This window comes from Pseudomonas sp. RIT357, assembly GCF_000632245.1.
GTDB lineage: Bacteria > Pseudomonadota > Gammaproteobacteria > Pseudomonadales > Pseudomonadaceae > Aquipseudomonas > Aquipseudomonas sivasensis.
In genome coordinates this window covers 299,964-317,462 of record NZ_JFYX01000034.1, presented here as the reverse complement: position 1 = coordinate 317,462, position 17,499 = coordinate 299,964, and the positions used below count along the sequence as shown (strand labels likewise).

22 protein-coding genes are annotated in these 17,499 nt (G+C 58.9%); 10 read left to right on the top strand and 12 right to left on the bottom strand.

The features are described 5' to 3' along the window. Window positions 1-7: 7 nt before the first annotated feature. The 3 genes from BW43_RS08400 (at window position 8) to BW43_RS08410 (ending at window position 2,052) form a co-directional block, all read left to right on the top strand. Window positions 8-958, top strand: coding sequence for a LysR family transcriptional regulator (locus tag BW43_RS08400; RefSeq protein ID WP_032889023.1), 951 nt, complete (start codon window positions 8-10; stop codon window positions 956-958). A 78-nt stretch (window positions 959-1,036) separates the two neighbouring features. After that, entirely contained in the window at window positions 1,037-1,489 is a 453-nt protein-coding gene (locus BW43_RS08405) for a MarR family winged helix-turn-helix transcriptional regulator (RefSeq protein WP_032889020.1), read from the top strand. A 143-nt stretch (window positions 1,490-1,632) separates the two neighbouring features. After that, window positions 1,633-2,052: an organic hydroperoxide resistance protein gene (locus BW43_RS08410; protein WP_032889018.1), complete on the top strand. Its 420-nt coding sequence runs from the start codon at window positions 1,633-1,635 to the stop codon at window positions 2,050-2,052. Window positions 2,053-2,114: 62 nt separating this feature from the next. Here the strand turns inward: BW43_RS08410 and BW43_RS08415 are convergent, their stop codons facing one another. Together BW43_RS08415 and earP are read right to left on the bottom strand one after the other, a co-directional pair. Next, a complete protein-coding gene (locus BW43_RS08415; protein ID WP_032889016.1) occupies window positions 2,115-2,687 on the bottom strand; it encodes an elongation factor P in 573 nt (190 codons plus the stop codon). A 49-nt stretch (window positions 2,688-2,736) separates the two neighbouring features. Next, window positions 2,737-3,870 (bottom strand): elongation factor P maturation arginine rhamnosyltransferase EarP, encoded by a 1,134-nt coding sequence (earP, locus tag BW43_RS08420; RefSeq protein ID WP_032889014.1) that lies wholly within the window; start codon window positions 3,868-3,870, stop codon window positions 2,737-2,739. Window positions 3,871-4,002: 132 nt separating this feature from the next. Between earP and BW43_RS08425 the strand changes: the two genes are divergently transcribed. Beyond that, window positions 4,003-4,371 carry a hypothetical protein gene (locus BW43_RS08425; protein WP_032889011.1) on the top strand — a complete coding sequence of 123 codons (369 nt, stop codon included), beginning with the start codon at window positions 4,003-4,005 and terminating at the stop codon, window positions 4,369-4,371. A gap of 12 nt (window positions 4,372-4,383) precedes the next feature. Continuing rightward, a complete protein-coding gene (locus BW43_RS08430) occupies window positions 4,384-4,866 on the top strand; it encodes an elongation factor GreAB (RefSeq protein ID WP_032889009.1) in 483 nt (160 codons plus the stop codon). A gap of 5 nt (window positions 4,867-4,871) precedes the next feature. Here the strand turns inward: BW43_RS08430 and cysB are convergent, their stop codons facing one another. The 5 genes from cysB to BW43_RS08455 form a co-directional block, all read right to left on the bottom strand. After that, window positions 4,872-5,846, bottom strand: coding sequence for an HTH-type transcriptional regulator CysB (gene cysB / locus BW43_RS08435; RefSeq protein WP_003189876.1), 975 nt, complete (start codon window positions 5,844-5,846; stop codon window positions 4,872-4,874). A 104-nt stretch (window positions 5,847-5,950) separates the two neighbouring features. Further along, the gene (locus BW43_RS08440) at window positions 5,951-6,451 is read right to left on the bottom strand and encodes a universal stress protein (protein WP_032889006.1); all 501 of its coding nucleotides are present in this window, start codon (window positions 6,449-6,451) and stop codon (window positions 5,951-5,953) included. A gap of 53 nt (window positions 6,452-6,504) precedes the next feature. Continuing rightward, window positions 6,505-7,422, bottom strand: a complete 918-nt coding sequence (locus BW43_RS08445) for a 5'-nucleotidase (RefSeq protein WP_032889004.1) — start codon at window positions 7,420-7,422, stop codon at window positions 6,505-6,507. Between the two features lie 15 nt (window positions 7,423-7,437). Beyond that, complete coding sequence (locus BW43_RS08450; protein WP_032889002.1) at window positions 7,438-8,391, bottom strand: putative 2-dehydropantoate 2-reductase; 954 nt, start codon at window positions 8,389-8,391, stop codon at window positions 7,438-7,440. Then, window positions 8,388-8,774: a thioredoxin gene (locus BW43_RS08455; RefSeq protein ID WP_032889000.1), complete on the bottom strand. Its 387-nt coding sequence runs from the start codon at window positions 8,772-8,774 to the stop codon at window positions 8,388-8,390. Before BW43_RS08455 ends, BW43_RS08450 begins: the two co-directional genes overlap by 4 nt. Here BW43_RS08455 and BW43_RS0127665 point away from each other — a divergent pair. After that, the gene (locus tag BW43_RS0127665) at window positions 8,773-9,207 is read left to right on the top strand and encodes a pilus assembly protein PilZ (RefSeq protein WP_032888998.1); all 435 of its coding nucleotides are present in this window, start codon (window positions 8,773-8,775) and stop codon (window positions 9,205-9,207) included. The two genes, BW43_RS08455 and BW43_RS0127665, sit on opposite strands and share 2 nt — an antisense overlap. 131 nt (window positions 9,208-9,338) lie before the next feature. Beyond that, window positions 9,339-10,415, top strand: a complete 1,077-nt coding sequence (locus tag BW43_RS08460) for a 3-deoxy-7-phosphoheptulonate synthase (RefSeq protein WP_032888996.1) — start codon at window positions 9,339-9,341, stop codon at window positions 10,413-10,415. 64 nt (window positions 10,416-10,479) lie between these two features. Here BW43_RS08460 and BW43_RS08465 read toward each other — a convergent pair whose 3' ends face one another. Beyond that, on the bottom strand, window positions 10,480-10,761 hold the full coding sequence (locus tag BW43_RS08465; protein WP_003189869.1) for a GNAT family N-acetyltransferase: 282 nt from the start codon (window positions 10,759-10,761) through the stop codon (window positions 10,480-10,482). Between the two features lie 612 nt (window positions 10,762-11,373). Between BW43_RS08465 and oprI the strand changes: the two genes are divergently transcribed. Then, window positions 11,374-11,625 carry an outer membrane lipoprotei OprI gene (gene oprI, locus BW43_RS08470; protein WP_003172710.1) on the top strand — a complete coding sequence of 84 codons (252 nt, stop codon included), beginning with the start codon at window positions 11,374-11,376 and terminating at the stop codon, window positions 11,623-11,625. Between the two features lie 135 nt (window positions 11,626-11,760). On the opposite strand, the gene BW43_RS08475 is transcribed toward oprI, so the two are convergent. The 3 genes from BW43_RS08475 to BW43_RS08485 all read right to left on the bottom strand — a co-directional run bounded on the left by BW43_RS08475 (window position 11,761) and on the right by BW43_RS08485 (window position 13,773). Further along, entirely contained in the window at window positions 11,761-12,729 is a 969-nt protein-coding gene (locus tag BW43_RS08475; RefSeq protein ID WP_032888994.1) for a L,D-transpeptidase family protein, read from the bottom strand. A gap of 86 nt (window positions 12,730-12,815) precedes the next feature. Further along, window positions 12,816-13,109 (bottom strand): hypothetical protein, encoded by a 294-nt coding sequence (locus BW43_RS08480; RefSeq protein ID WP_010211879.1) that lies wholly within the window; start codon window positions 13,107-13,109, stop codon window positions 12,816-12,818. Between the two features lie 58 nt (window positions 13,110-13,167). Continuing rightward, window positions 13,168-13,773, bottom strand: a complete 606-nt coding sequence (locus tag BW43_RS08485; RefSeq protein WP_032888992.1) for an arylesterase — start codon at window positions 13,771-13,773, stop codon at window positions 13,168-13,170. Between the two features lie 10 nt (window positions 13,774-13,783). On the opposite strand from BW43_RS08485, the gene BW43_RS08490 reads away from it, so the two are divergent. Together BW43_RS08490 and BW43_RS08495 are read left to right on the top strand one after the other, a co-directional pair. Continuing rightward, window positions 13,784-14,467, top strand: coding sequence for an ABC transporter ATP-binding protein (locus BW43_RS08490; protein ID WP_032888990.1), 684 nt, complete (start codon window positions 13,784-13,786; stop codon window positions 14,465-14,467). Then, complete coding sequence (locus tag BW43_RS08495) at window positions 14,467-16,977, top strand: ABC transporter permease (protein ID WP_032888988.1); 2,511 nt, start codon at window positions 14,467-14,469, stop codon at window positions 16,975-16,977. Before BW43_RS08490 ends, BW43_RS08495 begins: the two co-directional genes overlap by 1 nt. A 45-nt stretch (window positions 16,978-17,022) precedes the next feature. Here the strand turns inward: BW43_RS08495 and greB are convergent, their stop codons facing one another. After that, entirely contained in the window at window positions 17,023-17,496 is a 474-nt protein-coding gene (gene greB, locus BW43_RS08500; RefSeq protein ID WP_032889294.1) for a transcription elongation factor GreB, read from the bottom strand. Window positions 17,497-17,499 lie beyond the last annotated feature (3 nt).

The window sequence follows — 17,499 nt, the reverse complement described above, 5'->3', positions numbered from 1 at the left end:
CTCAGCCATGAACCCCAATACCCTCACTGATCAGTTGAGCCTGTTTCTAGATGTGCTCGAAACCGGCAGCTTTTCCGCAGCTGCACGCCGCCACCCACTGACGCCCTCCGCGGTGGCGCGGCGCATCGACAGCCTGGAAAGCTCAGTGGGTAGCCGCTTGTTCCAACGCAGCACTCATGCGGTAGTGCCGACGCCCGCTGGCCTGGCGTTTGCCGAGCGGGCGCGGCGGATTGTCAGCGAATTGCAACTGGCGCGCGCCGAAGCGGTGTCCCTGAGCCATGCGCCCGAAGGCTTGATCCGCGTGGATGCGCCCGCGGCGTTTGGTCGACGGCATCTGGCACCGGTGATTGCGGACTTTCTGAAGGTCTACCCCGGCCTGGACGTGCACCTGCATCTGATCGACAGTTTTGTGGATATGCAGGGTGCGCACTTGGGCAAGGTCGATCTGGTACTGCGGGCCGGGCATATCGTCGACACCCGGTTGATCGCCACGCCCTTGGCCAGCATCGTGCGCATCGCCTGCGCCAGTCCCGCCTACCTCAAAAGCCGCGGCACGCCGACACATCCGCGAGAGTTGAGTGACCATGACGGCTTGGACTGGGATGGCCTGGCGCCGATGTTCGCGTGGCGCTTCGAGTTGGACGGGCGCCGCGCAACCTATCGCCCGCGGCGCATCCGAATGAGCGCCAACAATGCCGAAGCGCTGCTCTCAGGCGCGTTGGCCGGGTTGGGCATCGCCCACCTGCCCACTTGGCTGGCCAGCGAATACCTGGTGCGCGGCGAGTTGCTGCCGCTGTTTTGCGAAGATGGCCTACCCAGCCCGGAAACCACCGGAATCTATGCGCTGCGACTGGAACAGCAGGCCAACGCGCGCAGCCGCTTGCTGCTGGAGTACCTCAAATCCCGTTTCAGTCCAGTGCCGCCATGGGATCTGGCGCTACAGAGCGGCCTGGTCTGAGCGCCTGGACCGAATTATCTGGCGCATTAAAGATTTGCCCGCTAGATTTCAGCCCATATACGTTTTTAAGGCACCGCCATGAGCAAAAACCCTGATCCGTGCGAATCCCTGATGCTGAATAACCAGCTGTGTTTCGCCTTGCACTCCACTTCATTGCTTATGACCAAGGTCTACAAGCCTCTGCTGCAAGCTCTCGGCCTGACGTACCCGCAGTACTTAGCCATGATGGTGCTGTGGGAAGAGGACGGTTTGACTGTCGGCGAAATCAGCAGCCGCCTGCTGACGGACCCTGGCTCACTGACGCCACTGCTCAAGCGCCTGGAGGCCGAAGGCCTTCTCAGCCGCACCCGCAGCCGCGAAGATGAACGGGTGGTGGTGGTGGAATTGACTGCCGCGGGACGTGCCTTGCAGGACAAGGCAATGGGTATTCCGCAGTGCATCCTCGGGGCCAGCGGTTTGGAATTGGAGCAGTTGCGCAAGCTGCAAGCTGATCTGATTGCGTTGCGCAGTAACCTGCAAGGCGCCGTTTAGCCACCCTCACGCATTGACTTGCAGCACTCTCCGGAAAACATTTCAAAAATTATCTTGCGCACTAAACATTAGCGCGATACATTTGCCCCACAAACTAATTAGCGCGCAAATATTTTGCGAAACACTAGACCGAGGACGACACCATGCAAACTCTCTACACCGCAGTAGCCACCGCCACCGGCGGACGTGATGGTCGCGCTGTTTCCAGCGATAACATTCTCGACGTTAAGCTCTCCACGCCTAAAGAGCTGGGCGGCGCCGGTGGCCAAGCCACTAACCCGGAACAACTGTTCGCTGCTGGCTACTCGGCCTGCTTTATCGGCGCGCTGAAATTCGTTGCCAGCCAGACCAAACGCAAAATCCCGGACGACGTCTCGATCACTGCCCACGTAGGCATCGGCCAGATCCCCGGCGGTTTCGGCTTGGACATCGACCTGCACATCAGCCTGCCAGGCCTGGCCCAGGATGACGCGCAAAGCCTGGTCGATGCGGCTCACCAAGTCTGCCCGTACTCCAACGCCACCCGTGGCAACGTCGATGTGCGCCTGCATGTAACCGTATGAAAAACACCCGCCCATAAAAAAACCCGACGTGAAGTCGGGTTTTTTTATGGGCGGAGCCAGAATTACTTCTTGGCGCGGCCTTTGTACGAACCGCCTTCGCGGGTGTCGATCTCGATCAGGTCGTCGATTTCGATGAAATCAGCTACTTGCAGCTCGGTACCGTTAGCCAGCTTGGCAGGCTTCATCACCTTGCCCGAAGTGTCGCCGCGAGCGGAGCCTTCGGTGTAGGCAACTTTACGCACGATAGTGGTTGGCAGTTCAACGGAAACCAAACGCTCTTCGAAGAAGATCGCTTCGCAGATATCTTCCATACCTTCTTCCACGAACGGCAGAACGGCTTCAATGTCTTCAGCGTTCAGCTCGTACATGGTGTAGTCAGTGGTGTCCATGAACGTGTAGGTGTCGCCGCTGATGAAGGACAGGGTCGCTTCTTTGCGGTCGAGGATTACGTCGTCCAGTTTGTCATCGGCGCTGTAGACGATCTCGGTCTTGTAACCGGTCAGCAGGTTCTTCAGCTTGGTCTTCATGATTGCGCTGTTACGACCAGACTTGGTGAACTCAGCTTTCTGAACCAGCCAAGGGTCGTTTTCGAGACGGATCACTGTACCGGGTTTCAGTTCTTTACCAGTTTTCATTGCATATATCCGAAATTTGGATGGGATTTACAAAAATCAAGGTGGCGTATCATATCCAACTTTCATAAAACTGTACCAGCGCCGTCGCAAGATCAGCCTGCAAGCCCTGTTCCAGACACCACGTTTCGGCGTGTTGAGTGACTTCCGGCCAGTGCTCCAACAATTTTTTCCACGGCTGTGCCATGTCACCCTCGGTGTTCCAAGCCTGCCAAAGCGCGACCAACGCCGCCTTCGCGGCCGGTGATAAGGCGGCGGTGTACAACTCCAGGAAGGCATCTAGCTTGTCGAGGTGTATGTCTTCGTCCTGGCGGTAGATGTGCCACAGCAACGGGCGCCCCGCCCATTGGGCGCGGACGAACGAGTCTTCACCGCGCACTGCGTTAAAGTCACAGCACCACAGCAGGTGGTCATATTGCTCCTGACGCACGAACGGCAGCACCTGCACGGTCAGAGACTTACGTTGATGAATATCGCCCGCGACGAGCCCTCCTACACCGAGCCAGCGCTGTACGTCACCGAGGATGCGGCCCTCCGGCACCAATAGATGAGTGGCACGCCCATCCGTCGATAAGACGTCCAGCCATCCGGCGAGACCAGCGTTTTCGTAGGCAAACAGTGAGAACAGCCGCGCCCCATCATGCGGAATCACACCTAAGGTTTGCAGGAATTGTCGCTGCGCAGCGACATCCAGTTGAAAAGCGTGACGCTTTTCCAGCAACCCCGCCTCACGGAGCAAACCGCCAGTACCAGGTCGGAAGCCGGGGAAAAAGAAGTACTTCTGTACTCCCTTGAACTTCACCGACGGCAGGCGATGGCAGCCCACCACCCAGTCCTCGGCACTGAGGTAATCCAGGTTCATCCACAACGGCGTGCGCTCACGCTCGGCCATGGCTTCCATATACTCAGGCGGTAACTGGCAGGCGAAAGCGGCAATCACCACATCTCCGGCAGGAGTTGGAGACCATTGGGCTGGCCAGTGGTGTACATCAACGCCCTCCTGCCACTGTTGCTCCCGCTGCACATCCACCTCGGGGCACATGCGTTCGAAGGCCCGCAGGTCATCAACCCACAAGCGCACCTCGCAGCCATGCTCCACCACCAATTGCCGGGCCAGCCGCCAAGTCACGCCGATGTCGCCGAAGTTATCGACAACACTGCAAAAAATATCCCAGCGGGCTTTCATTCCGGGCTCCAACGCTCAAAGGCTCGATTGTCCGCATAAATGCGCCGATGCAGAAGGCTTGATCGCGATTATTCTGCACAGTGGCTGTGCGACAATCGCCGCTACGCCGCAAATGCCCGCCAGGAGGCCATCATGTCGGATCAATCGTTGTCGCTGCTCAAGCTGTGCATCGCTATCGCCTTGGGTGTATGGCTGGGGTTTATCGCCATTGCGCTGACCACCTGGCTGGCGTCGAGCTACCTGTTCCCGCAAAGCCTTGCGCCGGTGGCGCAGGCAGTCCAGCAATTAGGCAAGCCGACCGTTGTCGCGCCTGAGCCACCCAACCGTATGTTTGAGCAGTACCAGCAGAACCTGCACAAGCAGGAACAGCAACAAGCCCTGGATCAGGCACGTAACAACGCACGTAACCTGTCCAACCCCAAATGCCAGTTCTGGCTGCAACAGGACCAGAACGCGCCCAATGAAAAGAGCCGGGCCAATGTCCTGCAATTCTGCGAATGATCAAGCACAACCATGAATAAGCACGCCGTCCTCCAGTTGATCCTGGAAAAACTCACTGTCGATCTCGATATCGCCCAACGCGCCGCGCAGACCGCCTACGAAACCGCGACTCACGAAGAGAACATTGCGGAAAACAAATACGACACCCTGGGGTTGGAGGCTTCGTATCTCGCGGCCGGGCAGGCCAAACGGGTCGAGGAAATCAAGCAAGCGCTCGCGCTGTGCCAGAACCTGCAGTTGCGTGCCTACGATGATCAACGAGGCATAGAAGTCGGCGCGCTATTGGGCCTGGAGGACGAGAACGGTCGCCAGCAATGGCTATTCCTGGCGCCTGATGCTGCAGGCTTGAAGGTGGATGTGGTCGGGCAACCGGTGACTGTCATCACCCCGCGCTCGCCCATGGGCAAAAGCCTGCTGGGCAAGTTCGAAGGCGATGAGGTAGAGATTCTGGTGGCAGGCGCCCGGCAACTGTTTACGGTTACCGAGGCCCGATAAACCACTCAGTGGACGGGCAATTCAACGCCGTCGAACAGCTCTTCCAGTTCCTGTTTGTTATGGCACTGGATCGCCTTGGCCATCACTTCGCGGGTCAGGTGCGGCGCAAACTTCTCGATGAAGTCGCACATGAACCCACGCAGGAACGTGCCACGCCGGAAGCCGATCTTGGTCACGCTGGATTCGAACAACTCGCTGGCGTCGAGAACCACCAGGTCTTTGTCGAGGTTGGTGTCGACGGCCATCTTGGCGACGATACCCACGCCCAGGCCCAGACGCACGTAGGTCTTGATCACGTCGGCGTCGGCGGCGGTGAACACCACTTTCGGTGTGAGGCCGCGATGGCTGAAAGCTTCGTCGAGCTTGGAGCGGCCAGTGAAACCGAACACGTAGGTCACGATCGGGTATTCAGCCAGGGCTTCGAGGGTCAGCTTCGGCAGTTTGGCCAACGGGTGCCCCTGCGGTACCACAACGCAACGGTTCCAGCGGTAGCAAGGCATCATCACCAGGTCACCGAACAGTTCCAGGGCTTCGGTGGCGATGGCAAAATCGACGGTGCCATCAGCAGCCATCTCGGCGATTTGCATCGGCGAGCCCTGGTGCATGTGCAAGGCCACGTCCGGGTATTGCTTGATGAAATCGCGGATCACCGGAGGCAATGCATAACGCGCCTGGGTGTGGGTGGTGGCGATCGATAGAGTGCCTTTTTTCTCGTTGGAAAATTCCTGAGCGATCTGCTTGATGCTTTCGACTTTACGCAGGATCTCGCCGGCAGTAGTGATGATGCGCTCACCAGCCGGGGTGACACGGGTTAGATGCTTGCCGCTGCGCGCGAACACTTCGACGCCCAGCTCGTCTTCGAGCAGGCGTATCTGCTTGCTGATACCGGGTTGCGAGGTGTACAGGCTTTGAGCGGTAGCGGAAACGTTGAGGTCGTGGTGCGCCACTTCCCAGATGTAGCGCAGTTGTTGAAGCTTCATATGTGTCCCTCAAAGCAGATAGACGCCACGGGTATCAGCGACGGTATATAACTATATTAAAGGTTAGACGGATAAATCTAGAACTTTTTATCGTTTTCTACCGGTCATACGTCATCAATGCGTCGACCTTGTAAGGACGGCACCAAGTAAACCGGCACCGTAGACAGCTGCAGCACCCGTGCCGCGGTACGCCCAAGCGGCGCTGTCGTGCCGGTTGCATGGCTGTGGCTACCGACGATCAACAGGTCGACGGACAGCTTGCGAAGTTGGTCGAGAATCACCTCGCACGGGTCCCCCTGAATCACACGTACCGAGCGGATCAACTTCAAGTCCTGCTCACCCTCCCCCAACTCCTCGCGGAAACTGTCGAGCACCCGCTGCTCGATGGTCGCCATCACCGTGCTAAGCCCTTGAGTCTGCCATTCACTCAACGCAGCTTCATCAAGGTAGCTCTGCAGCACCGATTCGGCGAACAGCCCAATAGGCTCGACCGCGTGAATCACATACAGGTCAGCCTTGAACGTTCGCGCCAGCGCCAGTGCATGCTGCATCACATAGGGCGCGTACAGACCGAGGTCCGTGGCGTACAGCATCGAACGAATCATAAAACCTCCTGGACTGCCAGGGTGGAGGAGATTGAATGAGCTTAGCAGCGGCCCTAACTCTCGGCCTGAATCCTCACCTCATTACTGATGCCATGGGGCACGTGCCCCGTGGCCACCACCTCCCTGGCTTTCTCGCAATGACCGGCTTGGTCATCGAAAAATACATCAGCGGCAAACGCTTCCAGGAACGCGGACTTCTCCAGACCGCCAAGAAACAAGGATTCGTCCAAGCGAATATCCCACTCACGCAACGTGCGAATCACCCGCTCGTGAGACGGCGCCGAACGGGCGGTTACCAAAGCTGTGCGGATCGGACAGGCCTCTTCAGGAAACTCACGCTGCAATACGTTCAGCGCGGCCAGAAACCCCTTGAACGGACCGCCGTGCAAGGGCTGGCGCGCCGATTCGCGCTCGCTGGCCTGGAACGCGGCTAACCCGCCGGCCTGGTACACGCGCTCCGACTCATCGGAAAACAACACCGCGTCGCCGTCAAAGGCGATGTGCAGTTCCTCGCTGGAAGCCCGTCTCGGGCCGCCCGACAAAATCGTCGCCGCTGCAAAGCCGGCATCAAGGGCACTGCGCACATCCTCAGCATGGGTCGAAAGAAACAGATGGCAACCAAAGGCGGCCAAATAAGGATAAGGGCTACGCCCTCCTACGAAAGCGGCGCGGGAAATATCCAGGCCGTAGTGCTGAATAGAGTTAAATACGCGCAGGCCAGTGTCGGCACTGTTGCGCGATACGAGCACCACTTCAACCCGGGCACGACCCAGGCTGGCGTTGAGGCTCAACAGCTTTTTGACCAACGGGAAGGCGTCGCCGGGCTCAAGGATTTCTTCCTCGTGTTCGATCTGGTATTTGCGGTAGGCCTCCACCCCTTGAGCGAGATAGACCTTGTGGCTGTCGCTCAGGTCGAACAAGGCCCGCGACGAAATCGCCAGCACCAGTTTGTCGCCCAATCCCTTCGCCATGCATTTACCCCCGAATCAGCGGTTATGCCGATCAATAAAACTCAAGGCCTGATACAGCGCCTGCATACGCGGTAATTCGCAGCCCGCGGCTTTGGCGGCTGCCAGAGGGCGAGCATAGATGGCCTCCAGCTCCAGCGGGCGCTTATGTACGTGGTCGTGGTACATGCTCGGCAAGTAATCGTCCATGGTTTCGGTCATGGCAAACATCTGCTCAGCGTAACTCTTGGGGATTTCCTGGCCACAGGCATGGGCACCCTGCACCACTTCAGCCATCAGCGCCTGGATCAGTTGGCGACTGGATTCGTCGGCCATCAGGGCCGTGGTGCCAGTCCCCAACACTACCGAAAGGCCGTTGTAAGGCACGTTCCACACCAGCTTGTGCCAGCGCGCCTGATGCACATTGGCCATGGCCTGGGACTCGATACCAGCCTTATGAAACAACGCGGCGCCTGCCTCGACAATTGCTTTCTGACGAACCTCATCGTTAGCAGCAGAACCGCTGTGATAGCCCAGATTGACCCGGCCCAAGGCTTGATGCTCAACCACACCCGGACCAGAACGGTGCACGCCGATATAGCACAGGCCGCCGAGCAGATGCAGCGACAGCGGCAGGTGTTCTCGCAGGCTGTCTTCTACATCCAGGCCGTTTTGAAGCAGCACCACTTTGGCATCCGGCGCCGCGATTTGGGCAATGGTCGGCGCCAACTCAACATTGCCCGTGGACTTGGTGCCCACTAGCAACCAGTCACACGGCGGCATATCGGCGGCGCGCGCGTAGGCCTGAACCGGGTACAGGTGCAACTTGCCGTGCACCGTGCTGTTGATGTGCAAGCCGTGCTCGCTGACCGCGGCATATTCGCTGCGCAGCAGAAAGTGCACATCGAACCCGGCGCGCGCCAGCATCACACCGTAGAATCCCCCGATGGCACCGGTTCCGATAATGCCAACGCGTGGCGACTGTACTGTCATGGCAAATCCTCTGGAGTACGGATCAACGCTTGATTGATCGCGTCGGCAAGATCGGCAGATGTAAGACGTGTCTGTAATTGTCCGAGGAATTGACCCTCGCACACGACGAACAACGCGGGCAAATGAAAGATCTGGTAGCGTTCAACCGCGCCACCGTTGTGCCCGGCATCCACCCAGCACACACGGTCCACCGGCAAGTGCCACCCGGGCAGTTGCTGGCGCGCCCAACGGCAGCTGGAGCATCCTACGCTGGTGAACACCACGAGCGAAATCCCTGGCAATCCCAGCAATTGCTGGTCAATATCCAGGTCGGTCAATTCCAGTTCCTTCACTATACTGCTGCCACCGCCGTCTACAGGACGGTGCTCGGAGTCCGTGTACATGGGTCGTTTTTTACCTCACCCTGATGATGTCGCTGTCGAGTTAATCCAACGCCCCTCTCCCGCCATACCCCGCCAACGCCTGCTCTCTAACGGCCTGGGTGGCATTGCCTGCAATTGGCCGCGCGCCTGGCGCCAGGGCACGGCCGTTGACTTGCACATTCCATCCCTGGGTGCCACCGCCCGATACCCAGGCTACGTGGCGTGGTGTCGCAAGGTGGAAAACGGCTACCGCGTCGGCATTTCGTTTACCGATGAACATGCGTTGTTCGGTGCGCGCATGGGCGAACAAGCATGCCGGATAGAGCGCTACTGCCGCCAGCACGAAGATGCTGAGCCTAGCCCTGCGAAAGTCGAAGCCCTGGCCCGCGAGTGGGTGGCGCGACACGCCAGTGACTTCTCCCATGAGGCGTTTGTGCGGCCAGCAGGGGATTAAAGGGGGCTTTGCCCATTGTCGCGGGCCCGTGTTACGCGCTAAGGTTCCTCCCCCCTGCATCCAAATCATGCTGTGCTCCGCCGCACGGGGATAGCTGGCGGCCGGCACCCGTGACCCTGACGAGTAACACGATGGCTGATTTACCGATCAATGACCTAAACGTCGAATCCAACGAGACGCTGATCACGCCCGATCAGCTCAAGCGCGAAATCCCCCTGAGCGACGCTGCCCTGCAGACCGTCACCAAGGGCCGCGAAGTCATCCGTGAGATTCTCGACGGCACCGACCACCGCCTCTTTGTGGTAATCGGCCCATGCTCGATCCATGACCTCAAGGCCGCACACGAATATGCTGAGCGCCTCAAGGTACTGGCGGCAGAAGTGTCCGACACCTTGTACTTGGTGATGCGCGTCTATTTCGAAAAGCCGCGTACCACCGTCGGCTGGAAAGGCTTGATCAACGACCCGTACCTGGACGACTCGTTCAAGATCCAGGACGGTTTGCACATTGGTCGTCAGTTGCTGCTGGACCTGGCCGAAATGGGCCTGCCCACTGCCACCGAAGCGCTTGACCCGATCTCCCCGCAATACCTGCAGGACCTGATCAGCTGGTCGGCCATCGGCGCGCGTACCACCGAGTCCCAGACCCACCGTGAAATGGCGTCCGGTCTGTCATCGGCCGTGGGCTTCAAGAACGGCACCGACGGCGGCCTGACTGTGGCGATCAACGCGCTGCAATCAGTTTCCAGCCCCCACCGTTTCCTGGGTATCAATCAGGAAGGCGGCGTCTCCATCGTCACCACCAAGGGCAATGCCTACGGTCACGTGGTACTGCGCGGCGGCAACGGCAAGCCCAACTATGATTCAGTCAGCGTTGCGTTGTGCGAGCAAGCGTTGAACAAGGCCAAGATCAAGCCAAACATTATGGTCGATTGCAGCCACGCCAACTCCAACAAGGATCCGGCCCTACAGCCGTTGGTGATGGAAAACGTTGCCAACCAGATCCTCGAAGGCAATCAGTCGATCATCGGCCTGATGGTCGAGAGCCATTTGAACTGGGGATGCCAGGCGATTCCAAAAGACCTGGCCGACTTGCAGTACGGCGTGTCGATCACCGATGCCTGCATCGACTGGGCCGCCACCGAAAACACCCTGCGCAGCATGCACGCAAAGCTCAAGGACGTATTGCCGACACGCAAACGCACCTGAACCGCAACTGCACACACAAAAACGCCGGGCTAAGCCCGGCGTTTTTTTATTGTCTGCTGATCACTCAGAGCTTCGCGGCATGACGCTGGTGGCGCTCCATGTAGCGTTCGACATAGGAGCAGGAAGGGATCACCGTGTAGCCAGCCTCTTCGGCAAACTTTAAGGCCTCTTCGGTCAACGCCGCCGCAATGCCACGGCCCCGCAGTGCGTTAGGCACGAAGGTCCGATAGATATCCAGGGTCTGCTTCCCGAGGTCCATATAGGTCAGATAGGCACGATGACCGTCCACATTGGTCTCGAACTGATGACCAGCCTGGTCATGGTGGATGGACAACGCCTCGCTCATCACTACTCCTCGCGGGTCTTGAATTCTGACCCCTACCTTACCGATGTTTTTCCGGCGAAGGAACATCTACGCCACCCCGTGCCGGTTTCGACAACGAGAAAACCTTGAGCGCTAACAACCAGCACGTAGGGAATAGTAGGCACCAATCCTGAAATTGCTCAAGGCGCACTCGTCATCCTCTGCTGCTGGTGGATATAGAAGGGGCCTCGACCAAACACAGGTCGAAAGCCTGAACATTGCCGGCAGTTGAACCTTGAGACGAACAGGCGCTCTTAAAGTCACCTCTACATGCGTAAAAGATGTCCGGCCAAGCAACGCCAAACGCAACGTAAGTGTCGGCCCGAATATATAAATTTTCATCTATATACAAAGCTTAACGCATGCAGGCCGGCGCTTTCAGCCTGGATCCAATCTTCACCCGTATGAAAAAAATTGGACGGTTTTTATACAAACCTCCAAAAGATTAGCCAAAATAGATTAGGTGCGAGAATTTTTTTTGCTTCTTGCGCTACGTCAGTTTACTTACTACAAGTAATGGGTAGTATGTACGCCGGCTATTAGCTCACTCTGAGAAAGTAGCCATTTAATAGAAAGTCCTTGAAGGGGAACACGATGAACAACGTTCTGAAATTCTCTGCTCTGGCTCTGGCCGCAGTTCTGGCTACCGGTTGCAGCAGCGTCTCCAAAGAAACCGAAGCTCGTCTGACTGCAACTGAAGACGCAGCAGCTCGCTCCCAGGCCCGTGCAGACGAAGCCTACCGTAAAGCTGATGAAGCTCTGGCTGCTGCTCAAAAAGCACAACAGACTGCTGACGAAGCTAACGAGCGCGCTCTGCGTATGCTTGAAAAAGCTAGCCGCAAGTAATAATCCCTCGGGATTGTTATCAAGCCGATCCATTTATGGATCGGCTTTTTTATTGTCTGCGATTCGCACCTGAACGCAGGCAATAAAAAGCCCGCCGCAGCGCAAGGCTGTGGGCGGGCTTTTGATCGAGCAGAGTTACTGCTGAAGATCGATCAGCGAGCTGGACGCTATAGGCGCCCCACCTGGCACGCCGATTTCAGTCGGCAAACCATCTTCCGCGGCCACCACATCACGCACCTGATCCCAATTGACCCGCAGGTTATTGGCCAAGTCTTCACGCTTGAGCAAAGCGTTGATCACCGCCGTGTGCTTGTCGACCACCGATGGCGTTCCATCATCATTCAAAGGCGTATGCGCTTCCAGATAGACCTTGCCGCCGCTGCTGCCGAACTTGTAGGCATCGTTGATGATGCGCACCGACGTACCTACCGGCACCATGCCCGCCATCTCCAGCACATTATTGTTGAACATGCGGAAACAGCCATGACTGGTACGTGTGCCAATACCGAACTTCATGTTGGAGCCGTGGATCAGGTAACCCGGTGTGCCCAGGGTGAACTTGAACGGGCCCAGCGGATTATCTGGGCCGGCAGGCACCACGTTAGGCAAAGGATCACCGTTGGCGGCGTGTTCGGCCTTGATCGAAGCCGGCGGCGTCCATGTCGGGTTCGGCGTCTTGGCGATAATACTGGTGTGGGCAATGGGCGAGCCCCAGCCCTCACGACCAATCCCCAACGGGAAGGTGTAGACCACGTTCTGGCCCTTGGGGAAATAATAGAGCCGGTATTCCGCCAGGTTGATCACGATGCCCTCACGAGGCCCCGGCGGCAGGATAAAACGCGTCGGCAGCACGATCTCGGTGCCCGCTCCCGGCAACCAGGCATCAACACCTGGGTTGGCCGCGACCATTTCCGAATAGCCCAGGTCGTAAGTGGTGCCCAGGTCGGCAAAGGTGTCTTCGTACTTGGCCTTGATCACCTGGACCTGGCCGACGATGTCTTCACCCGGAGGTGGCAAGGGCAACTGCAAAGCAGATGCAGAACCCGCCGCACAGAGTGCAGCGAGAGACAGGCAGCAGGTGACGACGGAAAGGCGCGACAACATCCGGAAAATCCTTCGCAGAACGACGTGTAGGTAAAAATCGATTGTATACGTGATGTGAGCTTCTAGCTGCAAGCGTGTCGCGGCCGCTAGAGTTCGAAACGCAGCTCAGGCCAGATCGGCGGTGTGCCGCGCTTTTGGGACTCCAAGATGGCCCGGCACAAGGGGCAAAGGCGCTGGTCCTGGAAAATCGAGCGATCAACCCGCGACCAACGTGGCTGCGCTGGCAGTAACGTGCCGCACAGCGTGCGATCGATGGAGCCGCCCAGTTCCAATTGACGCGCCACTAAATGCACCCGCACTTCCTGGCAGGCGAAGAGATCCAACTGCTCGTCCGGCTCGATCAGTTGGTAGTTAAACAGTGACCAGGCAGGACGCGACATCGGGGGCTCCAGATCGGGGGGGCGCCACCTTAGCCGAAAGCCTGCCAGTAGAAAAGCGTCATAGCAGCGGTTTTAGCGTAGGCCAGACATTTTCCAGCAACTTGCCTTGAGCAGCGACAGCCGGGTGCAGCCCGTCAGCCTGCATCAATTGCGAATTGCCGCCGATTCCTTCAAGGAAAAACGGTACCAAAGGCACCTTTTTCTGCTGGGCGACATCAGCAAATACTTTGGCGAAGGCGTCGACATAACGCTTCCCATAGTTAGGTGGAATCTGCATGCCCAGCAGCAGCACCTTCGCGCCGCTGTCCTGGGACTTCTGGATCATCGACGCAAGATTTTGTTGCAATTGCGTAGGGGGCATACCGCGCAGGCCGTCATTGCCACCCAGTTCGATAATCACTACCTCAGGCTTATGCTCTGCAAGGGCCGCCGGCAGCCGCGCGAGACCTCCAGCACTGGTATCACCACTGATGGAGGCGTTGACCACTTTATCGTCGAAACCTTCCTTCTTGAGCCGTTGCTCCAACAAGGCAACCCACCCTTTGCGTGTATCCAGGCCGAAACCGGCACTGATACTATCGCCAACGATCAGGACTGTACCCGCCGCTGCGTTCTGGGCCATGCACATCAAGGCCAGGCCAGCACTCAAAAACCACATTCGCATCGGATTCTCCATGGGCGCAAGCATTCTCACCGCGCGGAACCTTAGCAAAGTGGTTCCCAGCGCGGAAGGTGAACTGACTATCCTGCACGAACTGAGCCTCGAACTGAACAAGGGCGATAGCCTGGCTATCGTCGGCAGCTCCGGCTCCGGTAAATCCACCCTCCTCGGCCTGCTGGCCGGACTCGACCTGCCCAGCAGCGGCGAAGTCACCCTCGCCGGACAAGCCCTCAGCCGCCTCGACGAAGACCAGCGCGCACGCATCCGCGCCGAACACGTAGGCTTTGTGTTCCAGTCGTTCCAACTGCTCGACAGCCTCAACGCGCTGGAGAACGTCATGCTGCCGCTGGAGCTGGATGGCCGCAAAGACGCCCGTGAGCGCGCCAAACACCTGCTGGAACGCGTGGGCCTCGGCCAGCGCCTCACACACTCGCCACGCCAACTTTCCGGTGGCGAGCAGCAGCGTGTAGCCATTGCTCGCGCCTTTGCCGCCGAACCGGACGTGCTGTTTGCCGATGAACCCACCGGCAACCTCGACAGCCACACCGGCGAGCGCATCAGCGACCTGCTGTTCGAGCTCAATAAAGAGAGCGGCACGACCCTGGTGCTGGTCACCCACGACGAGCGCCTGGCCCACCGTTGCCGACGCCTGATCCGCCTTGAAGCCGGCCTGATGGTCGCGCCCCTGGAGCCTTGATGGCACGTTTGCCGCTGTTGCGCCTGTTCAGCCTTGCCATGCGTCAATTGCTTCGCGATGCCCGCGCTGGCGAATTGCGCGTGTTGTTCTTTGCCCTGCTGGTGGCCGTGGCCGCCAGCACTGCTATCGGTTACTTCGGTGCACGTCTCAACGGAGCCATGATGTTGCGCGCCACCGAGTTCCTAGGCGCCGACCTGGTACTTGAAGGAAGCTCACCAGCCCGTTCCGAGCAAATCCGCTCCGGGACCGAACTGGGTCTGGATCACGCGCGAGTCGTGGAGTTCTCCAGTGTTATCGCCACAGATAACGGTATCCAGCTTTCCAGTATCAAGGCGGTCAACGAGCAATATCCGCTGCGAGGCGAACTGAAGAGCGCTGCTGCGCCCTTTGGCGATGAAACCCCTGGCGGCGGCCCCAAACCCGGCGAAGCCTGGGTGGAGGCGCGGCTGCTGACGGCACTGGACCTCAAAATCGGCGACAGCGTCGATGTCGGCATGAAAACCCTGCGTCTGGCCCGCGTACTCACCTACGAACCAGATCGCGCCGGCAACTTCTACAGCCTCACGCCAAGGGTGATGATCAACCTGGCAGACCTGGACGCCACCGGCGTGGTCCAACCCGGCAGCCGCGTCAGCTACCGCGAATTATGGCGCGGGCCGCCGGAAAGCACGGTGCTGCAAACCTATCGCGACCTGCTCAAGCCGGGGCTGGCCGCCAACCAGCGACTGCAGGACTCACGCGACGGCAATCAACAGATTGGCGGCGCCTTGGGCAAAGCCGAGCGCTACCTGAACATGGCCAGCCTGGTGGCCGTGCTGCTGGCCGGCGTGGCCGTGGCTTTGTCGGCCAACCGCTTTGCCACCCGACGCTTCGACGCCAGTGCATTGCTGCGCTGCCTGGGACTGTCACGACGCGAAGCCATGTTGCTGTTCAGCCTGCAACTGACCGTACTGGGTTTGCTCGCAAGCCTGGCCGGCGCCCTGCTCGGTTGGCTGGCACAGTTCGGCCTGTTCTATTTCCTACACGACCTGCTGCCCGCGGATGTTCCCCCCGGGGGACTGTTGCCGGCCGTTGCCGGGATCGGCACCGGGCTGGTGGCTCTCGCCGGTTTCGCCCTGCCGCCGTTGGCAGCACTCGGTCGGGTACCGCCGTTGCGGGTGTTGCGCCGCGACCTGCTGCCAATTCCGTCCAGCACCTGGATGGTTTACGGCGCTGCGCTGTTCGCACTGGGCCTGATCATGTGGCGCCTGAGCCTGGATCTGGTGCTGACCTTCGCCTTGCTGGGCGGTGGCGTGGTGGCTGCGCTGGTCCTCGGCGGCTTGCTTTTGCTGCTGTTGCAAAGCCTGCGGCGCCTGCTGGCTCGCGCCTCCCTGCCCTGGCGCCTGGGCTTGGGCCAACTGCTGCGCCACCCATTGGCGGCGGCGGGCCAGTCACTGGCGTTTGGCTTGATCTTATTGTCCATGGGTTTGATCGCCCTGCTGCGCGGCGAATTGCTGGACACTTGGCAAAACCAGTTGCCCAAGGACGCGCCTAACTACTTTGCGCTGAACATCCTGCCGGCCGACAAGGACGCCTTTAGCGCCCGCCTGCTGGAAGTGCAGGCGCAATCAGCGCCGCTGTACCCCGTGGTGCCGGGCCGGTTGATTAGCATTAATGGCGACCCGGTACAGGACATAGTCAGCAAGGACTCCAGCGGCGACCGCGCAGTACAACGCGACCTGAGCCTGACCTGGGCCGCCGACCTGCCACCGGGCAATACGCTGACTGCAGGCTCATGGTGGTCGCAACGACCCACCGAGGATATTCCTGGCGTCTCGGTAGAAGCCAAAGTTGCTGAAAGCCTCAAGCTCAAGTTGAACGATCACCTGGTGTTCACCATTGCCGGGGAAAATCGTGAAGCGCGGGTCACCAGCCTGCGAACCATCAACTGGGATAACTTCCAGCCGAACTTCTTCATGATTTTTCAGCCCGGCACGTTGAAGGACCTGCCGGCCACCTACCTGACCAGCTTCTACCTGGCGCCAGGGCATGACCAACAAATCGTCGATCTGTCGCGAGCCTTTCCGGCGGTTACGATCCTCCAGGTTGAGGCCCTGCTGGAGCAATTGCGCAGCATCCTCGCCCAAGTGACCCTGGCGGTGGAATACGTGCTGTTGTTTGTACTGGCTGCCGGGATGGCCGTGTTGTTCTCCGGTTTACAGGCCACGCTGGACGAGCGCATCCGCCAAGGCGCACTGCTACGAGCGCTGGGCGCGGAACGCAAGTTGCTGGTCAAGGCACGGCGTATCGAGTTTGGCTTGCTGGGCGCCGTCAGCGGTTTGTTGGCGGCATTGGGTACCGAACTGGTGACCTGGGTGCTGTACCGTTATGCCTTTGACCTGGTCTGGCACCCGCACCCATGGCTGTTGCTGCTGCCGATCATCGGCGCCGTACTGATCGGTGCCGCAGGAGTATTCGGCACACGCCGCGCGTTGAATGCCAGCCCACTGACGGTATTGCGCGAAGGCTGAAACGCCGATGGCCCGCACTCTTCAAAGACTGCGGGCCATCATTGCCTATTTCACATATTCGATCCCGGTGATCCACCAGCACACTTCGCCACCGGGAGTCTGCACGATGGCCTCATCGTCGACCTCCTTGCGCAACAAGGCACGAGCCATCGGTGAGTCGATAGAAATGTAATCCATCCGGTCATAAATCTCGTCATAGCCGACTATGCGAAAACGCTTGGTCTCTCCCTGCTCGTTTTCAATATTGACCCAAGCACCAAAAAAAACCCTACCTTCCTGCTCGGGCATGTACTCCACCACGCGCATGTCTTCCAGACGCTTGCGCAGGTAACGCACCCGTCGGTCGATTTCTCGCAGCAGCTTCTTGTTGTACTGGTAGTCGGCATTCTCACTGCGATCCCCCAATGAGGCGGCCCACGTCACCTTGCGCGTGGTATCTGGACGTTTTTCGCGCCACAGATAATCCAGCTCTTTCTTCAGCGCCTCATGACCTTCTTTGGTAATCAGCTTGGTACTCAAACG